Source organism: Micrococcus lylae, from assembly GCF_900163825.1.
In the GTDB taxonomy this organism is placed as follows: domain Bacteria; phylum Actinomycetota; class Actinomycetes; order Actinomycetales; family Micrococcaceae; genus Micrococcus; species Micrococcus lylae.
Genome location: NZ_FUKP01000041.1, coordinates 46,827 through 61,807 on the forward strand (window position 1 = coordinate 46,827; position 14,981 = coordinate 61,807).

Genomic DNA, 14,981 nt, shown 5'->3' on the forward strand with positions numbered 1-14,981 from the left:
CCGAACGACGAGGGGCCCGCCCCGCAGCCGTGCTGCGGGGCGGGCCCCGTCTCCGTCGTGACGGCCCCGTTGTGACGGCGCGGGCCGCGCGGTCAGGTTCAGGCGTCCACGGTGCCGGCCGTGCGGTCAGGTGTCCACGGTGCCGCGGCGGATGTCCTCGATCCGCTCCTCGAAGGTCGAGGCGTAGCGCGCCTTGACCTCGAGGGCCTTCTTCTCGCCGTGCTTACGGAGGGCGTTCATGAACATGCTGTAGTCCTTCATGACGCGCATGGTCTCCCCGTCCTCGACGATCTCGCCCTTGTCCATCCAGACCACGCGTGTGCAGAGCTCCCGGATCACGGGGGCGGAGTGGTTCACCAGGAATCCCGTGCCGGACCGTGCGATGAGGTCCTTCATGGCCTGGTTCGACCGCTCCCGGAAGGCATCGTCGCCGGTGGAGAGCGCCTCGTCGATCATGATGATGTCCGGCTTGGCGGCCACCGAGATGGAGAAGCGCAGCCGGGCCCGCATGCCGGAGGAGTAGGTGCGCATGGGCATGCGGATGGAGTCACCGATGTCCGCGAGCTCGGCGACCTGCGCGATCCGGGCCTGGACCTCGTCCGGGGTGAGCCCCATGGCGAGCAGGCCGATGCGGATGTTGTCGAGGCCCGTCAGATGCGGCATGAGGGCCGCTCCCACGCCCATGAGCTGGGGCTTCGAGGCGGCGAAGACCTCGCCTGTGGTCGGGGCCTCGACGCCGGCGAGGACGCGCAGCAGCGCGCTCTTGCCGGAGCCGTTGCGGCCCACGAGGCCGATGAACTCGCCCTGGCGCGCAGCCAGGCAGACGCCGCGGACGGCGTGCACCACTCCGCGCTCACCGGCGGACGAGAAGAGCCCGCGCGTCTTCTCCTCGCGGGCGATGCGCACCGGGTAGTCGAGCGTGATGTCGGTGGCCAGGAGGGTGAGGTCTCCGAACTGCCGTGCGTCGTCCGACGCGTCGGTGTCTGCGCGGCCGGACTCGCCGGCGTTCCTGTCATCGGTACTGGTCACGGCCGTAGGACTCCTCTCCGAGCCAGAAGACGAAGAAGCCCACCACGGACAGACCGACGGCGTACGCGCCGAGGGTGGCCCAGTGGGCGGCGGACGGCATGACGCCGTCGATGATGAGGTCGCGGTACATCGTGAGGACGACGAACACGGGATTTATCTCGATGATGTCGTGGAGCACCGGGTACCGGTCGGTGAAGCGGGTGATCGGGAAGATCACGCCGGAGCCGTACATCAGGATGCGGGTCACGAACTGCATGAAGCGGCTGACGTCCGGGAACAGGGTGCTCGCCCGCGCCAGCAGGAGCATGATGCCGAAGTTCATGAGGATGTGCAGGGCGAGCACGACCGGGACCAAGAGCCAGGTCCACTCCGGCGTCTCGTGCGGGGGGATGACCAAGACGAGCACGAACATCACGCCCACGGCGAGCATGCGCTGCAGAACGTCGAAGAGCAGATCCGCGATCGGCAGGGCCATGCGGGGGAACTGGAAGGCCCGTGTCAGGGACATGTTCGAGGAGATCGTCCGGGTGCCGCCGGTGAGTGCGGCACCGGTGAACTGGAACATGAACACGCCGATGATGACGAAGGCGACGTAGTTCGACATGCCGCGGTCGAGCTGGAGGAGCACGCCGAAGACCAGCCAGTAGAACGTGGCGTCGAGCAGCGGGCGGAGGATGAGCCAGAAGGCACCGAGCCGGCTGTCGTCGTTGCTGGTCACCACACGGCTGCGGGACTGCCACCAGATGAAGTGGCGACGCTGCCAGAGCTGACGGATGTAGCTGCCGAGCCCGGGACGTCCGGTGACCGAGGTCAGGTGGGACGCGTCGCCGTAGGCGTCGTGGACGGCGCTGCGGAACTCGTCGGTCCGGGACGCGGGTCGCCCGTCGTGGCGCTGTGTCGACATGGGTGTGTGCGCCTGCCTTTCTCACCGTGTGTCCCATGGACGTCGGGTGGCGGCCAGGGGGTCGTGTCACGGTCGCGCGCCGTCGTCAGCGCCGTGCGGGGCACGGCACGACGGCGCCGTCGCCGCCGGAAGGCGGCGTCGACCGCTGTACCAGTGTAGGAGACCGCGCGGTGCCGGCGGCGATCCTGCGTGCCGAGCCGGTGCCGGCCGGGGCCGTGGACTATGGTGGGGGCAACTCGAGGGCGGGCGACATGTGCCCGGAGAACCAGTGGCCTCGAGACCGCCGACTCCCACACAGCGAGGAACACTGTGAAGAAGATCATGCCGATCTACGGCACCCGTCCGGAGGCCATCAAGGTCGCCCCGATCGTGAAGGCGCTGGAGGCGTCGGACCAGTTCGACTGCGTCGTGGCCGTCACCGGCCAGCACCGCGAGATGCTGGACCAGGTCAACGAGCTGTTCGGCATCGTCCCGGCCCACGACCTGAACATCATCCAGCCGCGCCAGACCCTGAACTCGATCTTCGCGAAGATCCTCGAGGGCGTGGACCGCATCCTGGTGGAGGAGAAGCCGGACGCGGTCGTCGTCCAGGGCGACACCACCACCTCCACCGCCGCCGCGATCGCCGCGTTCAACCTGCAGATCCCGGTGGTGCATGCCGAGGCAGGCCTGCGCAGCTTCGACATCATGTCCCCGTTCCCGGAGGAGGCGAACCGCAAGCTCACCTCCCAGCTCGCGTCCCTGCACCTGGCGCCGACCCGTGTGTCCAAGGCGAACCTGCTGCGCGAGGCCGTGGACGAGGCCGATGTGTACATCACCGGCAACACCGTGATCGACGCCCTCCTGGAGGTCGTGGACAAGAAGATCCCGTTCACCGACCCGCAGCTGGCGGAGGTCGAGCAGAAGGTGGCGCAGGGCACCAAGGTCGTGTTGGTCACCACCCACCGCCGTGAGAACCAGGGCGAGGCCATGCGCGGCGTCGGTCGTGCCCTGGCCCGCCTGGCGAAGCAGAACCCGGAGGTCCTCTTCGTCCTTCCGGCCCACAAGAACCCGGTGGTCCGCGAGGCCGTCCTGCCGTTCCTCGAGGGCCTGGAGAACATCGTGGTCACCGAGCCGCTGGCCTACGGCGAGTTCACCCACATGCTGTCCCTGGCGAACGTCGTGCTCACCGACTCCGGCGGCGTCCAGGAGGAGGCCCCGGGCCTCGGCAAGCCGGTGCTGGTGATGCGGGAGAACACCGAGCGCCCGGAGGCGGTGGAGGCCGGCACCGTCCGCCTCATCGGCACCGCCGAGGACGTCGTGTTCGAGCAGGTGCAGACCCTTCTGCACGACGAGGCCGCCTACAAGGCCATGGCCAACGCGGTGAACCCCTACGGCGACGGCAGGGCCGCCGGCCGCACCGTCTCCGCCATCGCTCAGATGCTGGGTGTCGGCGAACGGGACTCCGAGTTCGACGACGGCCTCGGGGAGCGCTGAGCCACCAGCCTCCGCCGGCAGGCCCACGACGACGGAGCCCGCCTTCCGCTCAGGAAGGCGGGCTCCGTCGTGTCCGGGATCCCGGCACTGACGTGCCGGCGGTGCAGGCGAGGCGGGCGACGGGGTGGGGGACCGTCGTCGGGAAGCAGCAGGCCCGGCAGCGATGCCTGCGTGCCGCTCAGCTCTCCTCGGGCGAGGTGCGCGGCTTCTCCGGCGGGACGATGACCGGCAGGGTGCCCGTGCGGGGCCCGCCGGGGCGGACCGGCAGGTTGGTCTCCGGGGCGCGGGCCCAGGCGATCGCACCGATGGCCAGGACGGCGCCGGTGGCGAAGAAGGCCCAGTCCCAGCCCCACATGTCCGCCATGGCACCGGCGAGCAGCGGACCGATGATCGCGCCCATGTCTGCGGACATCTGGGCCGTGGACATGACGTGGCCGGCCTTGCGCTCCTGGCCGACCATGTCTGCGATCGCCGCCTGCTGCGGGGAGTTGAGGGTGCCGGTGCCCGCGCCGGCCAGCAGACAGGCGACGAGGAACAGCGCGGGGGAGGAGGCGAGGCCGATCAGGCCCGTCATGACCGCGGTGGTGGTCAGACCGATCAGGATCAGGGGCTTGCGTCCGTGGACGTCGGACAGGCGTGAGCTGAACGTCACGGCGGTGACGTTCCCCGCGGCGAACAGGGACAGGGCGAGGCCGGACATCAGGGCGCCGTCCACCGCGTACCCGAACAGGGCTGCGCCGGCGAACGCGGTGGAGGCGTAGAGCGGCATCACGGAGTTGCGGACGCCGAAGGTGGCCCAGCCGTTGGAGAAGAAGGAGACGAGCGCGGCCCGGTAGGAGGGCAGTGCGAGGGCCTCCTTCAGCGGCATCGGCGGTCGGGAGTCCTGCACGCGGCGGTCGGCGCGGCGGGTGTCCTTGAGCTGGAAGAACACCAGCGCCGCGGCGCAGACCAGAGCGGTGCCGTAGATGAGGAACGGGATGCGGAAGCCGAACACGGACAGCGCCGAGCCGACGATCGGGCCGACGATGTTCCCGACGAGGAAGGCGGAGGCGTAGGCGCCGGAGACACGGCCGCGGATGGTGGGCGGGGACTTGCGGGCCAGGAACGCCATCGCGGAGACGGTGAAGAGGGTGGAGCCGATCCCGCCGAGGGCACGGAAGACGATGAGCTGGGTGAAGTCCTGGGCGAAGGCCGTGAGGAACATGGACAGGGCCACGATCAGCACGCCGGTCATGTACACGGGCGTCTCGCCGAGCCGGTTCGTCAGCCGTCCGGACACCGGGGCGAAGAGCAGACGCGTGACGCCGAACGCGGACACGACGGATGCCACGGCCATCGCAGAGGCGTTGAAGGAGTGGGCGTAGGCCGGCAGCAGGGGAGCGATGAGGCCGAAGCCGATGGCGATCGTGAACGCGGCGGCCACCATGACCTTGATCTCACGGGGGAGGGGGATGCGGGTCGCGTCAGATCGTCGGGTGGCCATAGGGCGGATTGTCTCACGGAGCGGCAACGGGGTCTGTGACAGACTGGAAGCGTGGAGTTCACTCTGATCATCGCTGTTGTCATCGCCCTCGCCGTGGGCGTGGTCCTGGTCGGCTTCCTCGACCGCCGCCCCGCGCCGCCGAAGGGCACCTACAAGGAGGTCCGGGACCCCGACGACCCGGGCCGTGGCGGCACCGCCGTCCTCGAGCGCGAGCCGGAGGTCGTCGAGCCCGAGGCCGAGCCGGAGCCGGAGGTCGTCGAACCCGAGCCGGAGGTCGTCGAGCCCGAGGCCGAGCCGGAGCCGGAGGTCGAGCGGCCGGAGGCCGCGGGCTCGCGCCTGCAGCGCCTGCGCGCCCGGCTGCTGAAGTCCAACAACGTCTTCGGCAAGAGCCTGCTGGCCCTGCTCTCCCGCGACCGGATCGACGAGGACGTCTGGGACGAGGTGGAGGAGACCCTCCTCATGGCGGACCTCGGCACGGAGCCGACCATGGAGCTCGTGGACCGCCTCCGCGACCGCGTGAAGGTCGAGGGCACCCAGGACCCGGAGCAGGTCCGCTCGCTGCTGCGCGAGGAGCTGCTGGCCATGGTGGACCCGTCCATGGACCGCCGCCTCGAGGCCTCCCGCAAGGGCGACCGCCCGGCCATCACGATGGTCGTGGGCGTCAACGGCGTCGGCAAGACGACCACCGTGGGCAAGCTGGCCCGTGTGCTCGTGGCCGAGGACCGCAAGGTCGTCCTCGGCGCCGCGGACACCTTCCGCGCCGCCGCCGCCGAGCAGCTCGCCACCTGGGGTGCCCGCGTGGGCGTGGACACCGTCCGCTCGGACAAGGACGGTGCGGACCCGGCATCGGTGGCCTATGAGGCCGTCGCCGAGGGGATCCGCCAGGAGGCGGACGTCGTGCTGGTGGACACCGCCGGACGGCTGCAGAACAAGGCCAACCTCATGGACGAGCTGGGCAAGATCAAGCGCGTCATCGAGAAGCAGGGCGAGGTGGACGAGGTCCTGCTGGTCCTGGACGCCACCACCGGTCAGAACGGGCTGACCCAGGCCAAGGTGTTCGCCGAGGTCGTGGACGTCACCGGCATCGTGCTCACCAAGCTCGACGGCACCGCCAAGGGCGGGATCGTCGTCGCCATCCAGCGCCAGCTGGGCGTTCCCGTGAAACTCGTCGGCCTGGGCGAAGGCGCCGACGACCTGGCGCCGTTCAGCGCCGAGGGCTTCGTCGACGCGCTGCTCGCCGACTGACCCCGCCGGTCCCGCGGACAAGGGGACCCACGATGACGGCTCCGTCGCCCTCCGAGGCGACGGAGCCGTCGTCGTTCCCGCACCGGGACGACGGGGTCGGATCCGGCCGGCTGTCGGCTGTGTCACACGATGGAAACGATCCCTTACCTCCCCGCAACACGGGGGCGCGCAACGGGCAACACGGGACGGGGAGCCTGGTCACAGGTCGCGACCCGGTCCATCCCCGCCGGCGCCGCGGCGGCCCCCCACACGACGCACGGAGAGGACGACGAGAGATGGACGTCGAGCTGACCCCCCTGAGTGCCGAGGCGGTGTGGACCATGGTCTGCGCCGGGCTCGTGCTGCTGATGACCCCCGGACTGGCCTTCTTCTACGGCGGCATGACGCGCGCCAAGGCCTCCCTGAACATGATGATGATGTCCTTCATCTCCATGGGCCTGATCGGCGTCGTGTGGGTGCTGTGGGGCTACAGCATGACCGGCGGCGACGGCTTCGCCGGGATCGTCGGCAACCCGTTCGCCGACTTCGGCCTCTACGGCGCGGTGAACACCGAGGACCTCGTGGGCATCGGCTTCGGCGCCACCTTCGCGATCATCACCGTCGCCCTGATCTCCGGCGCGGTCGCCGACCGTGCCACGTTCAGCACCTGGTGCGTGTTCGTCCCCGTCTGGGTGACCCTCGTCTACTGCCCGATGGCCTTCATGGTCTGGGGCGGCGGCCTGCTCTCCGCCGACGGCGCCATCGGCTCCGTGGTCGGCGAGGCCGTCGACTTCGCCGGCGGCCTCGTGGTGCACACCGCGGCCGGCGTGGCCGCCCTCGTGCTGGCCCTGATGATGGGCAAGCGCGCCGGCTTCGGCGTGGATCCGGGCCACCGCCCGCACAACATCCCCTTCGTGATGCTCGGCGCCACCCTGCTGTGGTTCGGCTGGTTCGGCTTCAACGGCGGCGCCGCCACGGACGTCCAGACCGGCGGCCTGATCTGGGTCAACACCCTGGCCGCCCCGGCCGCCGCCATGGTCGGCTGGATGATCGTCGAGGTCGTCCGCCACGGCCGGCCGACCTCGCTGGGCACCGCGTCCGGCATCGTGGCCGGCCTGGTCGCCATCACCCCGGCCTGCGCCTACGTGGACCCGGTGGGCGCCGTGGTCATCGGTGCGGTCGCCGGCGCCGCCGCCGCCCTCGCCGTGAACCTGAAGTACAAGCTCGGCTTCGACGACTCGCTCGACGTGGTGGGCGTGCACCTGGTCGCCGGCATCATCGGGACCGTGATGATCGGACTGTTCGGCCGCCCGGAGCTGGTGTCCGAGGAGGGCATGGCCGGCCTGTTCTACAGCGGCGGGCTCCGCCTCCTGCTCGCCCAGGTGGTGGCCGTGCTGTTCACCATCGTGTTCACCGGCGTGATGACCGCGATCATCGCCTTCGTCCTCAAGGCCGCCATGGGCCTGCGCGTCTCCGCCGAGGAGGAGGAGCGCGGCGTCGACCTCGCCCTGCACGCCGAGTCCGCCTACGACTACGGCCTGGGCACCGCCTACAGGGAGGACGGCGCCGAGGCGCAGGCCGCCGAGCCCACGCCCGCGCGCTGAGCCCGACGGCGACGGCCGCCTCCCGCCGCCGCCCGAGGACACCGACGGCCCCGACCGCCCCATGGCGGTCGGGGCCCTCGCCGCATCGTCCGCCCTTGCTTCGGTTGCTACCCTGGTGGGGCGCCGACGGCGCCATCCGACGCCGGGCCCCTCGCGCCCGCGCCGATCCCGCCCCCTTCCGAAGGACCACCACCGCCGTGTTCAACTCCCTGTCTGATCGTCTGGCCAACACCTTCCGCAACCTGAAGGGCAAGGGCCGGCTCACCGAGGCGGACATCGACGCCACCGCGCGCGAGATCCGCCGTGCGCTGCTGGACGCCGACGTGGCCGTGCCGGTGGTGCGTCAGTTCATCGCGCAGATCAAGGAGCGCGCGCTCGGAGCGGAGGTCTCCCAGGCGCTGAACCCGGGCCAGCAGGTCGTGAAGATCGTCAACGAGGAGCTCGTGGAGATCCTCGGCGGCGAGACCCGCCGCATCCAGCACGCCAAGACCGGCACCACCGTGCTGATGCTCGTGGGCCTGCAGGGCGCCGGAAAGACGACCCTGGCCGGCAAGCTGGCCCACCAGCTGAAGTCCGACGGGCACACCCCGCTGCTCGTGGCCTGTGACCTCCAGCGACCGAACGCCGTGAAGCAGCTGCAGGTGGGCGGCGAGCGTGCCGGTGTGCCGGTGTTCGCTCCGCACCCGGGCGTCTCCTCCGAGTTCGAGGTTCCCACCGGGGATCCGGTCCAGGTGGCCCTGGACGGCATCGCGGAGGCGAACTCCAAGTACCACGACGTGGTCATCATCGACACCGCCGGCCGCCTCGGCGTGGACCAGGAGCTGATGCAGCAGGCCAAGGACATCCGCGCCGCCGTGAACCCGAACGAGGTCCTCTTCGTCATCGACTCGATGATCGGCCAGGACGCCGTGGCCACCGCCCAGGCGTTCAACGAGGGTGTCGGCTTCACCGGCGTGGTGCTCACCAAGCTCGACGGCGACGCCCGCGGCGGCGCCGCCCTGTCCGTGCGGCACGTGACCGGCAAGCCGATCATGTTCGCCTCCACCGGCGAGGGCCTGAAGGACTTCGAGGTCTTCCACCCGGACCGCATGGCGTCCCGCATCCTGGACATGGGCGACGTGATGTCCCTCATCGAGCAGGCGGAGAAGAACTGGGACCGCTCCGAGGCCGAGAAGATGGCCAAGAAGTTCGCGGACCAGGAGGACTTCACCCTCGACGACTTCATGAGCCAGATGCAGCAGCTCAAGAAGATGGGCTCGATGAAGAAGATGCTCATGATGATGCCGGGTGCCCAGAGCATGCGGCAGCAGCTCGAGCAGTTCGACGAGAGCTCCATCGATCGTGTCGAGGCCATCATCAAGTCGATGACCCCGCACGAGCGCGTGGCGCCCAAGATCATCAACGGCTCCCGTCGCGCCCGCATCGCCAAGGGCTCCGGCGTCTCCGTCTCCGAGGTCAACGCCCTGCTCGAGCGCTTCGGCCAGGCCCAGAAGATGATGAAGAAGATGGCCTCCGGCGGCGGCATGCCCGGCATGCCCGGCATGGGCCCCGGCCCCGGCAAGGGTGGCACCCGGAAGAAGGGCAAGGGCAAGGGCAGGCAGAAGGTCCGCTCCGGCAATCCGGCGAGGGCCGCGGCCGAGCGTCAGGCCCTTGAGGAGCGTCGCGCCCGCAGCGCCCAGAAGCCGGGCTCCATGTTCGGCCAGGACTTCGATCCGTCCAGCTTCAACGCCCAGGACCTGAACCTCCCGGCGGGCTTCGACAAGTACCTCAAGGACCGCTGAGCCCGGCCCCCGCGCCCCTCGGGCGCGGCGCGACGGACAGGGTGGCGCGCCCGACGTGTGTTCCGGGCCGATCTCTGGCAGAATGGCAGGGCACTGAGCGCGCGGACGACCCTCTCTCCTCCGCCTGCGCTCCGTCCCGCGGTCCGGCCGACGAGGATGCGCCCCACGTCCCCGGCCGAGCACCGCACCTCAGACCAGAAACAGGAGAAACCACAAACGTGGCTGTCAAGATTCGACTGAAGCGCATGGGCAAGATCCGTGCTCCGTACTACCGCGTGGTCGTCATGGATTCCCGTACCCGCCGCGACGGCCGTGCGATCGAGGAGATCGGCAAGTACCACCCGACCGAGGAGCCGTCGTTCATCCAGATCGACTCCGAGCGCGCGCAGTACTGGCTGTCCGTCGGCGCCCAGCCGACCGAGCAGGTCGCCGCACTGCTGAAGGTCACCGGCGACTGGCAGAAGTTCAAGGGTGAGGCCGGCGCCGAGGGCACGCTGAAGACCAAGGCCGAGAAGGAGGCCTTCGTCGCCGGAGACAAGGAGTCCGTGATCCTGCCGGAGGCCCCGAAGGAGGAGGCCCCCGCAGAGGAGGCCGAGTCCGCCGAGGGCGAGGCTGAGGCCGCCGCTGAGGAGTCCGACTCCGTCGAGGGCGAGACCGCCGAGGCTGAGGCCGAGAAGGCCGAGTGACCATGCTCACCGAGGCTCTCGAGCACCTGGTGCGCGGCATCGTGGACAACCCGGACGCCGTCCGCGTGGACGCGCGGCGGCAGCGCCGGGGCGAGATGCTGGAGGTCCGTGTCGACCCGGCCGACCTCGGGCGGGTGATCGGCCGTCAGGGCCGCACCGCCTCGGCACTGCGCACCGTGCTGGACGGGCTGGCCGGCCACCCCGTCCGCGTGGACGTGGTGGACACCGACCGCCGCCGCTGAGCACGTCGGGCACACGCCTGTGACCACGGCCCGCCGCCACCGGTAGAACGGTGGCGGCGGGCCGTCGTCGTCCCCGCATCCAGAACATCCGTCCCACCCGAGGAGACACCCGCATGAGCACCCGTACCGAGGGCCTGGTTCGCCTGGCCCGCATCGGCAAGCCACACGGCATCCGTGGCGAGGTGACGGTCCAGCTGTTCACCGACGACCCCGAGACCCGCTTCGCCCCGGGCACCGTGCTCACGGCCGAGGGGCCTGCCGGCACCCCGGCCGAGCTGACGGTCACCCGGGCGCGGTGGAACAAGCAGATCCTCGTCCTCGGCTTCGAGCAGTCCCCGGACCGCAACGCGGCCGAGGCGCTGCGCGGCACCCAGCTGTTCGCCGCCCCGGAGGACCGGGCCGAGGACGACGAGTGGTACGAGGACGACCTGCTCGACCTCGCCGTCGAGGCCGACGGGCGCCGCATCGGCACCGTGGTCGGTCTGATCACCGGCCCCGCCCAGGACCTGCTGGAGATCGCCGTGGAGGGGCGCGACGAGCCGGTCCTCGTGCCCTTCGTGGAGGAGATCGTGCCGGAGGTGGACGAGGAGCGCGGCGTCGTGCTGCTGACCCCGCCGCCCGGACTGCTCGACCTGAACGAGCCGGGCGCCGACCAGGCCCCCGGCGTGGAGCCGGAGGCCTGAGCTGTGCGCATCGACGTCGTCTCGATCTTCCCGGACTACCTGTCCGCGCTGGACATCTCCCTGATCGGCCGTGCACGTCAGGACGGTCTGCTGGATGTGCGCGTCCACGACCTGCGCGAGCACACCCACGACCGCCACCGCACGGTGGACGACACCCCGTACGGCGGCGGCGCCGGCATGGTCATGAAGCCGGAGCCGTGGGCCGAGGCGCTCGAGGCCGTGGCCGCGGACTCGCCGGTGGAGCGGCCCACCCTGCTCGTCCCGACCCCGTCCGGCACCGTCTTCTCCCAGCCGCTCGCCCGTGAGCTCGCCGAGCACGAGCACCTCGTGTTCGCCTGCGGCCGCTACGAGGGCATCGACGAGCGCGTGTTCCAGTGGGCGGCCGAGCGGTTCGACCTGCGCCTGGTCAGCCTCGGCGACTACGTGCTCAACGGGGGAGAGGTGGCCGTGCTCGCGATGGTCGAGGCGGTGGGGCGCCTGATCCCGGGCGTGATCGGCAACCCGGAGTCGCTCGTGGAGGAGTCCCACGAGGACGGGCTGCTGGAGTACCCGGTGTACACGAAGCCCGCCAGCTGGCGCGGCCACGACGTGCCGCCGGTGCTGCTCTCCGGCGACCACGGGAAGATCGCCGCATGGCGTCGCGCCCAGCAGCTGGAGCGCACCCGGCAGCGCCGTCCCGACCTGATTGCGGAGGAGCCGTCGGCCTGAGCCCGATGTGTGGCATAATGGTGCCTTGCGTCTGCTGGGCGTCGCACCTGCCACAGGGGGTCGGCGTCGACAGCGAGACCACCGGGTCGCGGCCATCGCCGGACCCGGTCACACCGCTTCCGGTCCCCGTCCTGTCCCGCTGCGGACACGGGGCCGGCCTGTCCAGCGCGGGGGACCTGTGGCGTCCGCGTGAGGAGTATGCGACATGCACATCCTTGACTCTTTCGACAACGCCTCGCTGCGCACCGACATCCCGGAGTTCGCCCCCGGCGACACCGTGAAGGTGCACGTGAACATCGTCGAGGGCAAGACCGCCCGCGTCCAGGTATTCCAGGGCTACGTCATGGGCCGTTCCGGCCATGGCGTGCGCGAGACCTTCCGCGTCCGCAAGGTGTCCTTCGGCGTGGGCGTGGAGCGCGTCTTCCCGGTCCACTCCCCGGTCATCGAGAAGATCGAGCTCGTCACCAAGGGCGACGTGCGCCGCGCGAAGCTGTACTACATGCGCGATCGTCACGGCAAGGCCGCCCGCATCCGCGAGAAGCGCGCCGACGCCAAGTGATCGTCCTCGGACACGGGCTGCCGTGTCCGGTCATGCGATGACGCAGCTGGAGCCCCGAGACCCCCGTCGGTCCCGGGGCTTCGCTGTGTCCGCCGAGGGAGGCGAGTCCGACCGGGGCATCCGCTGGCTGCGGAACATCGGTCTGACGGTGGCCGTGGCCGTGGTGCTGGCGGCGGTCCTGCGGGCCCTGGTGGGGCCGGTCTACCTCATCCCGTCCGGGTCGATGGAGCCCACCCTGATGCCCGGCGACCGGGTGCGCGTGGACACCTCCCACGAGCAGGGGCAGGGGCTGGAGCGCGGGGACGTGGTGGTCTTCGACGGTTCCGGCAGCCTCGCGCCCTACCGCTCCCGGACAAGCCTGGACCGGGCGCTGGAGGACCTCGTCGTCTGGTGGGGCCTGGGCGCCAGATCGGACGTCTACGTCAAGCGCGTCGTCGCCCTTCCCGGGGACACGGTGCGCTGCTGCGGGGACGACGGCCGCCTCGAGATCGACGGGGTGCCTGTCGACGAGCCCTACCTCGGCCGTGCCGTGGACGCCGGCCACCCGGCCAGCGGCACCGAGTTCGAGTTCTCGGTCCCGGAGGGCCGCATGGTCGTCCTCGGGGACAACCGCTCGGACTCGCTGGACTCGCGTGCCCTGCTCGGCGCCCCGGGCGGCGGGCTGATCGGCCTGGACTCGGTGGTCGGGACCGCGGAGGACGTCGTCTGGCCCCTGGGCCGGCGGGGCGCCCTGGACGGACCCGCCGCCTCGGCCGGGGAGGGGGCACCGTGAGCGGCTCCACCACGTGGAAGCGCGTGGGGCCCACCCTCCGCCAGGTCCTCGTGATCGTTGCGGTCGTCCTGCTGCTCACCGGCCTGATCCGCCTGTTCCTGGTCCGCGTCTACCACATACCCTCCGAGTCGATGGAGGACACCCTGCAGGTCGGGGACCGTGTGGCGGTGTCCCTGCTCGTCCCGCAGGTGATGGACCTGCGCCGTGGCGACGTCGTGGTGTTCCGGGACACCAAGGGCTGGCTGCCGGCGGTGCACGACGACGGCCTCGTCACCTCCGTCCTGCGGGTCGCCGGGCTCGTGCCCGAGCGGGCCGACGAGAACGTCGTCAAGCGAGTGGTGGGGCTTCCGGGCGACCACGTCCGCTGGGAGCCCGGCGACGCCGGCCTGACGGTGAACGGCGTCGAGGTCACCGAACCGTACCTGTTCGCGGGCGATGCCCCCTCCGAGGAACCGTTCGACGTCGTCGTCCCCGCAGGTCGCCTGTGGGTCCTCGGCGACCATCGCAGCCGCTCCGCGGACTCGCGCGCCCACCGGGACGGCCCGGGCGCCGGCTTCGTCTCCGTGGACGACCTCGTCGGCCGTGCCGAGGCCCGCGTGTGGCCGGTGTCCCGCTGGGGGAGCGCCGGCTCGGATCCGGACACCTTCGCCGGCGTGCCGGAGGCGTCACGATGAGCCCGCGCCGCCCCGTGACCATCGCGGGACTGCACCTGGAGTCCGCCCTGGCCCAGACCCGGGGCGCCACGGCGCAGACGCCCCTGCTCGTCGCCGGCATGGACGAGGTGGGCCGCGGCGCGATGGCCGGTCCGGCCGTCGTCGGAGCCGTGGCCGTCCGGGTGCCGACCGATGAGGCGCCGCCGCCCGTCCGGGACTCCAAGGCCCTCACGGACCGCCGCCGGAGGAGCCTGGTGCCGGAGGTCCTCGACTGGGCGGCCGCCGTCGGCATCGGGGAGGCCAGTCCCGCGGAGATCGACGAGCACGGGCTCTCGACGGCCCTGGCCCTGGCCGGGCGTCGGGCCTGGTCCGTGCTGTGCCGCAACGCCGGCGCCGAACCGGTCGCCCTGATCCTGGACGGCCGTGACGACTGGCTGACCCGCGGCACAGGCCGCGAGGTCGTGGACGAGGTGCCGGGGCCGGTGCCGCCGGTCCCGCAGATGGTGGTGAAGGCCGAGGACCAGGCCGCCACGGTCGCCGGCGCCTCCATCACCGCGAAGGTGTACCGTGACGATCTGATGATCGCGCTGCACGAGGAGTTCCCCGCCTACGGGTGGGCGGGCAACAAGGGCTACGGCTCGGCCGAGCACCGCGCCGCGATCGAGCAGGACGGCGCCGTCGTCCACCACCGCCGATCCTGGGCGCTGCCGGTGCGGCGCGTCGAGGAGCCCGCGCTGTTCGCGTGGGGCGAGGACACCGGGCCCGACGACGGGCGGGAAGGAGCATGGCCGTGAGCGCCGACGACCTGGAGGACTTCGAGTCCGAGGCCGAGCTGCTGCTGTACCGCGAGTACCGGGACGTGGTCGGCCTGTTCCGCTACGTGGTGGAGACCGAGCGCCGGTTCTACCTGGCCAACGAGGTGTCCCTGACGCCGCACCGCTCCGGTGGCGACGTGTTCTTCGAGCTCACCCTCGAGGACGCCTGGGTCTGGGACGTCTATCGTCACGCCCGGTTCATCAAGCGCGTGCGCGTCCTGACCTTCAAGGACGTGAACATCGAGGAGCTCCCGGCGAACCCCGACCTCTCGCTGCCGCCGGACGGCCCCGGCGGACCCTTCGGCCGCTGACGGGTCCGCGGTCCTGTCCTGCACAGGCCGCTGCGTCCTCCACATTCGGGG

Annotated in this window: 16 protein-coding genes; 13 read left to right on the plus strand and 3 right to left on the minus strand. The window is 71.1% G+C overall.

The genetic code is table 11. From position 1 onward, the window contains the following. Positions 1 to 126 precede the first annotated feature (126 nt). Both FM125_RS06095 and FM125_RS06100 read right to left on the minus strand, forming a co-directional pair. Entirely contained in the window at positions 127 to 1,029 is a 903-nt protein-coding gene (locus tag FM125_RS06095) for an ABC transporter ATP-binding protein (protein ID WP_070639741.1), read from the minus strand. After that, positions 1,013 to 1,933: an ABC transporter permease gene (locus FM125_RS06100; RefSeq protein ID WP_087133985.1), complete on the minus strand. Its 921-nt coding sequence runs from the start codon at positions 1,931 to 1,933 to the stop codon at positions 1,013 to 1,015. Before FM125_RS06100 ends, FM125_RS06095 begins: the two co-directional genes overlap by 17 nt. 309 nt (positions 1,934 to 2,242) lie before the next feature. On the opposite strand from FM125_RS06100, the gene wecB reads away from it, so the two are divergent. Then, positions 2,243 to 3,409 (plus strand): non-hydrolyzing UDP-N-acetylglucosamine 2-epimerase, encoded by a 1,167-nt coding sequence (gene wecB, locus FM125_RS06105; protein WP_067190299.1) that lies wholly within the window; start codon positions 2,243 to 2,245, stop codon positions 3,407 to 3,409. 178 nt (positions 3,410 to 3,587) lie between these two features. On the opposite strand, the gene FM125_RS06110 is transcribed toward wecB, so the two are convergent. Continuing rightward, complete coding sequence (locus tag FM125_RS06110; protein WP_067190297.1) at positions 3,588 to 4,892, minus strand: MFS transporter; 1,305 nt, start codon at positions 4,890 to 4,892, stop codon at positions 3,588 to 3,590. A 51-nt stretch (positions 4,893 to 4,943) separates the two neighbouring features. On the opposite strand from FM125_RS06110, the gene ftsY reads away from it, so the two are divergent. The 12 genes from ftsY to FM125_RS06170 all read left to right on the plus strand — a co-directional run bounded on the left by ftsY (position 4,944) and on the right by FM125_RS06170 (position 14,930). Beyond that, entirely contained in the window at positions 4,944 to 6,137 is a 1,194-nt protein-coding gene (ftsY, locus tag FM125_RS06115) for a signal recognition particle-docking protein FtsY (RefSeq protein ID WP_070639737.1), read from the plus strand. A 275-nt stretch (positions 6,138 to 6,412) separates the two neighbouring features. Further along, the gene (locus FM125_RS06120) at positions 6,413 to 7,720 is read left to right on the plus strand and encodes an ammonium transporter (RefSeq protein ID WP_245829844.1); all 1,308 of its coding nucleotides are present in this window, start codon (positions 6,413 to 6,415) and stop codon (positions 7,718 to 7,720) included. A 197-nt stretch (positions 7,721 to 7,917) separates the two neighbouring features. Beyond that, positions 7,918 to 9,501 carry a signal recognition particle protein gene (ffh, locus tag FM125_RS06125; protein WP_087133986.1) on the plus strand — a complete coding sequence of 528 codons (1,584 nt, stop codon included), beginning with the start codon at positions 7,918 to 7,920 and terminating at the stop codon, positions 9,499 to 9,501. 218 nt (positions 9,502 to 9,719) lie between these two features. Then, positions 9,720 to 10,187, plus strand: a complete 468-nt coding sequence (rpsP, locus tag FM125_RS06130) for a 30S ribosomal protein S16 (RefSeq protein WP_070639731.1) — start codon at positions 9,720 to 9,722, stop codon at positions 10,185 to 10,187. A gap of 2 nt (positions 10,188 to 10,189) precedes the next feature. Further along, positions 10,190 to 10,429, plus strand: a complete 240-nt coding sequence (locus tag FM125_RS06135; protein ID WP_067190287.1) for an RNA-binding protein — start codon at positions 10,190 to 10,192, stop codon at positions 10,427 to 10,429. A 113-nt stretch (positions 10,430 to 10,542) separates the two neighbouring features. Next, positions 10,543 to 11,112: a ribosome maturation factor RimM gene (rimM, locus tag FM125_RS06140; RefSeq protein WP_087133987.1), complete on the plus strand. Its 570-nt coding sequence runs from the start codon at positions 10,543 to 10,545 to the stop codon at positions 11,110 to 11,112. Between the two features lie 3 nt (positions 11,113 to 11,115). Further along, a complete protein-coding gene (gene trmD, locus FM125_RS06145; protein ID WP_087133988.1) occupies positions 11,116 to 11,820 on the plus strand; it encodes a tRNA (guanosine(37)-N1)-methyltransferase TrmD in 705 nt (234 codons plus the stop codon). 205 nt (positions 11,821 to 12,025) lie between these two features. Beyond that, on the plus strand, positions 12,026 to 12,379 hold the full coding sequence (rplS, locus tag FM125_RS06150; protein ID WP_067190281.1) for a 50S ribosomal protein L19: 354 nt from the start codon (positions 12,026 to 12,028) through the stop codon (positions 12,377 to 12,379). A 37-nt stretch (positions 12,380 to 12,416) separates the two neighbouring features. After that, positions 12,417 to 13,151 carry a signal peptidase I gene (gene lepB / locus FM125_RS06155; RefSeq protein WP_087133989.1) on the plus strand — a complete coding sequence of 245 codons (735 nt, stop codon included), beginning with the start codon at positions 12,417 to 12,419 and terminating at the stop codon, positions 13,149 to 13,151. Next, entirely contained in the window at positions 13,148 to 13,825 is a 678-nt protein-coding gene (gene lepB / locus FM125_RS06160; protein ID WP_245829846.1) for a signal peptidase I, read from the plus strand. Before lepB (FM125_RS06155) ends, lepB (FM125_RS06160) begins: the two co-directional genes overlap by 4 nt. Beyond that, positions 13,822 to 14,598 carry a ribonuclease HII gene (locus FM125_RS06165; protein ID WP_087133990.1) on the plus strand — a complete coding sequence of 259 codons (777 nt, stop codon included), beginning with the start codon at positions 13,822 to 13,824 and terminating at the stop codon, positions 14,596 to 14,598. Before lepB (FM125_RS06160) ends, FM125_RS06165 begins: the two co-directional genes overlap by 4 nt. After that, a complete protein-coding gene (locus FM125_RS06170; RefSeq protein ID WP_087134023.1) occupies positions 14,595 to 14,930 on the plus strand; it encodes a DUF2469 domain-containing protein in 336 nt (111 codons plus the stop codon). Before FM125_RS06165 ends, FM125_RS06170 begins: the two co-directional genes overlap by 4 nt. Positions 14,931 to 14,981 lie beyond the last annotated feature (51 nt).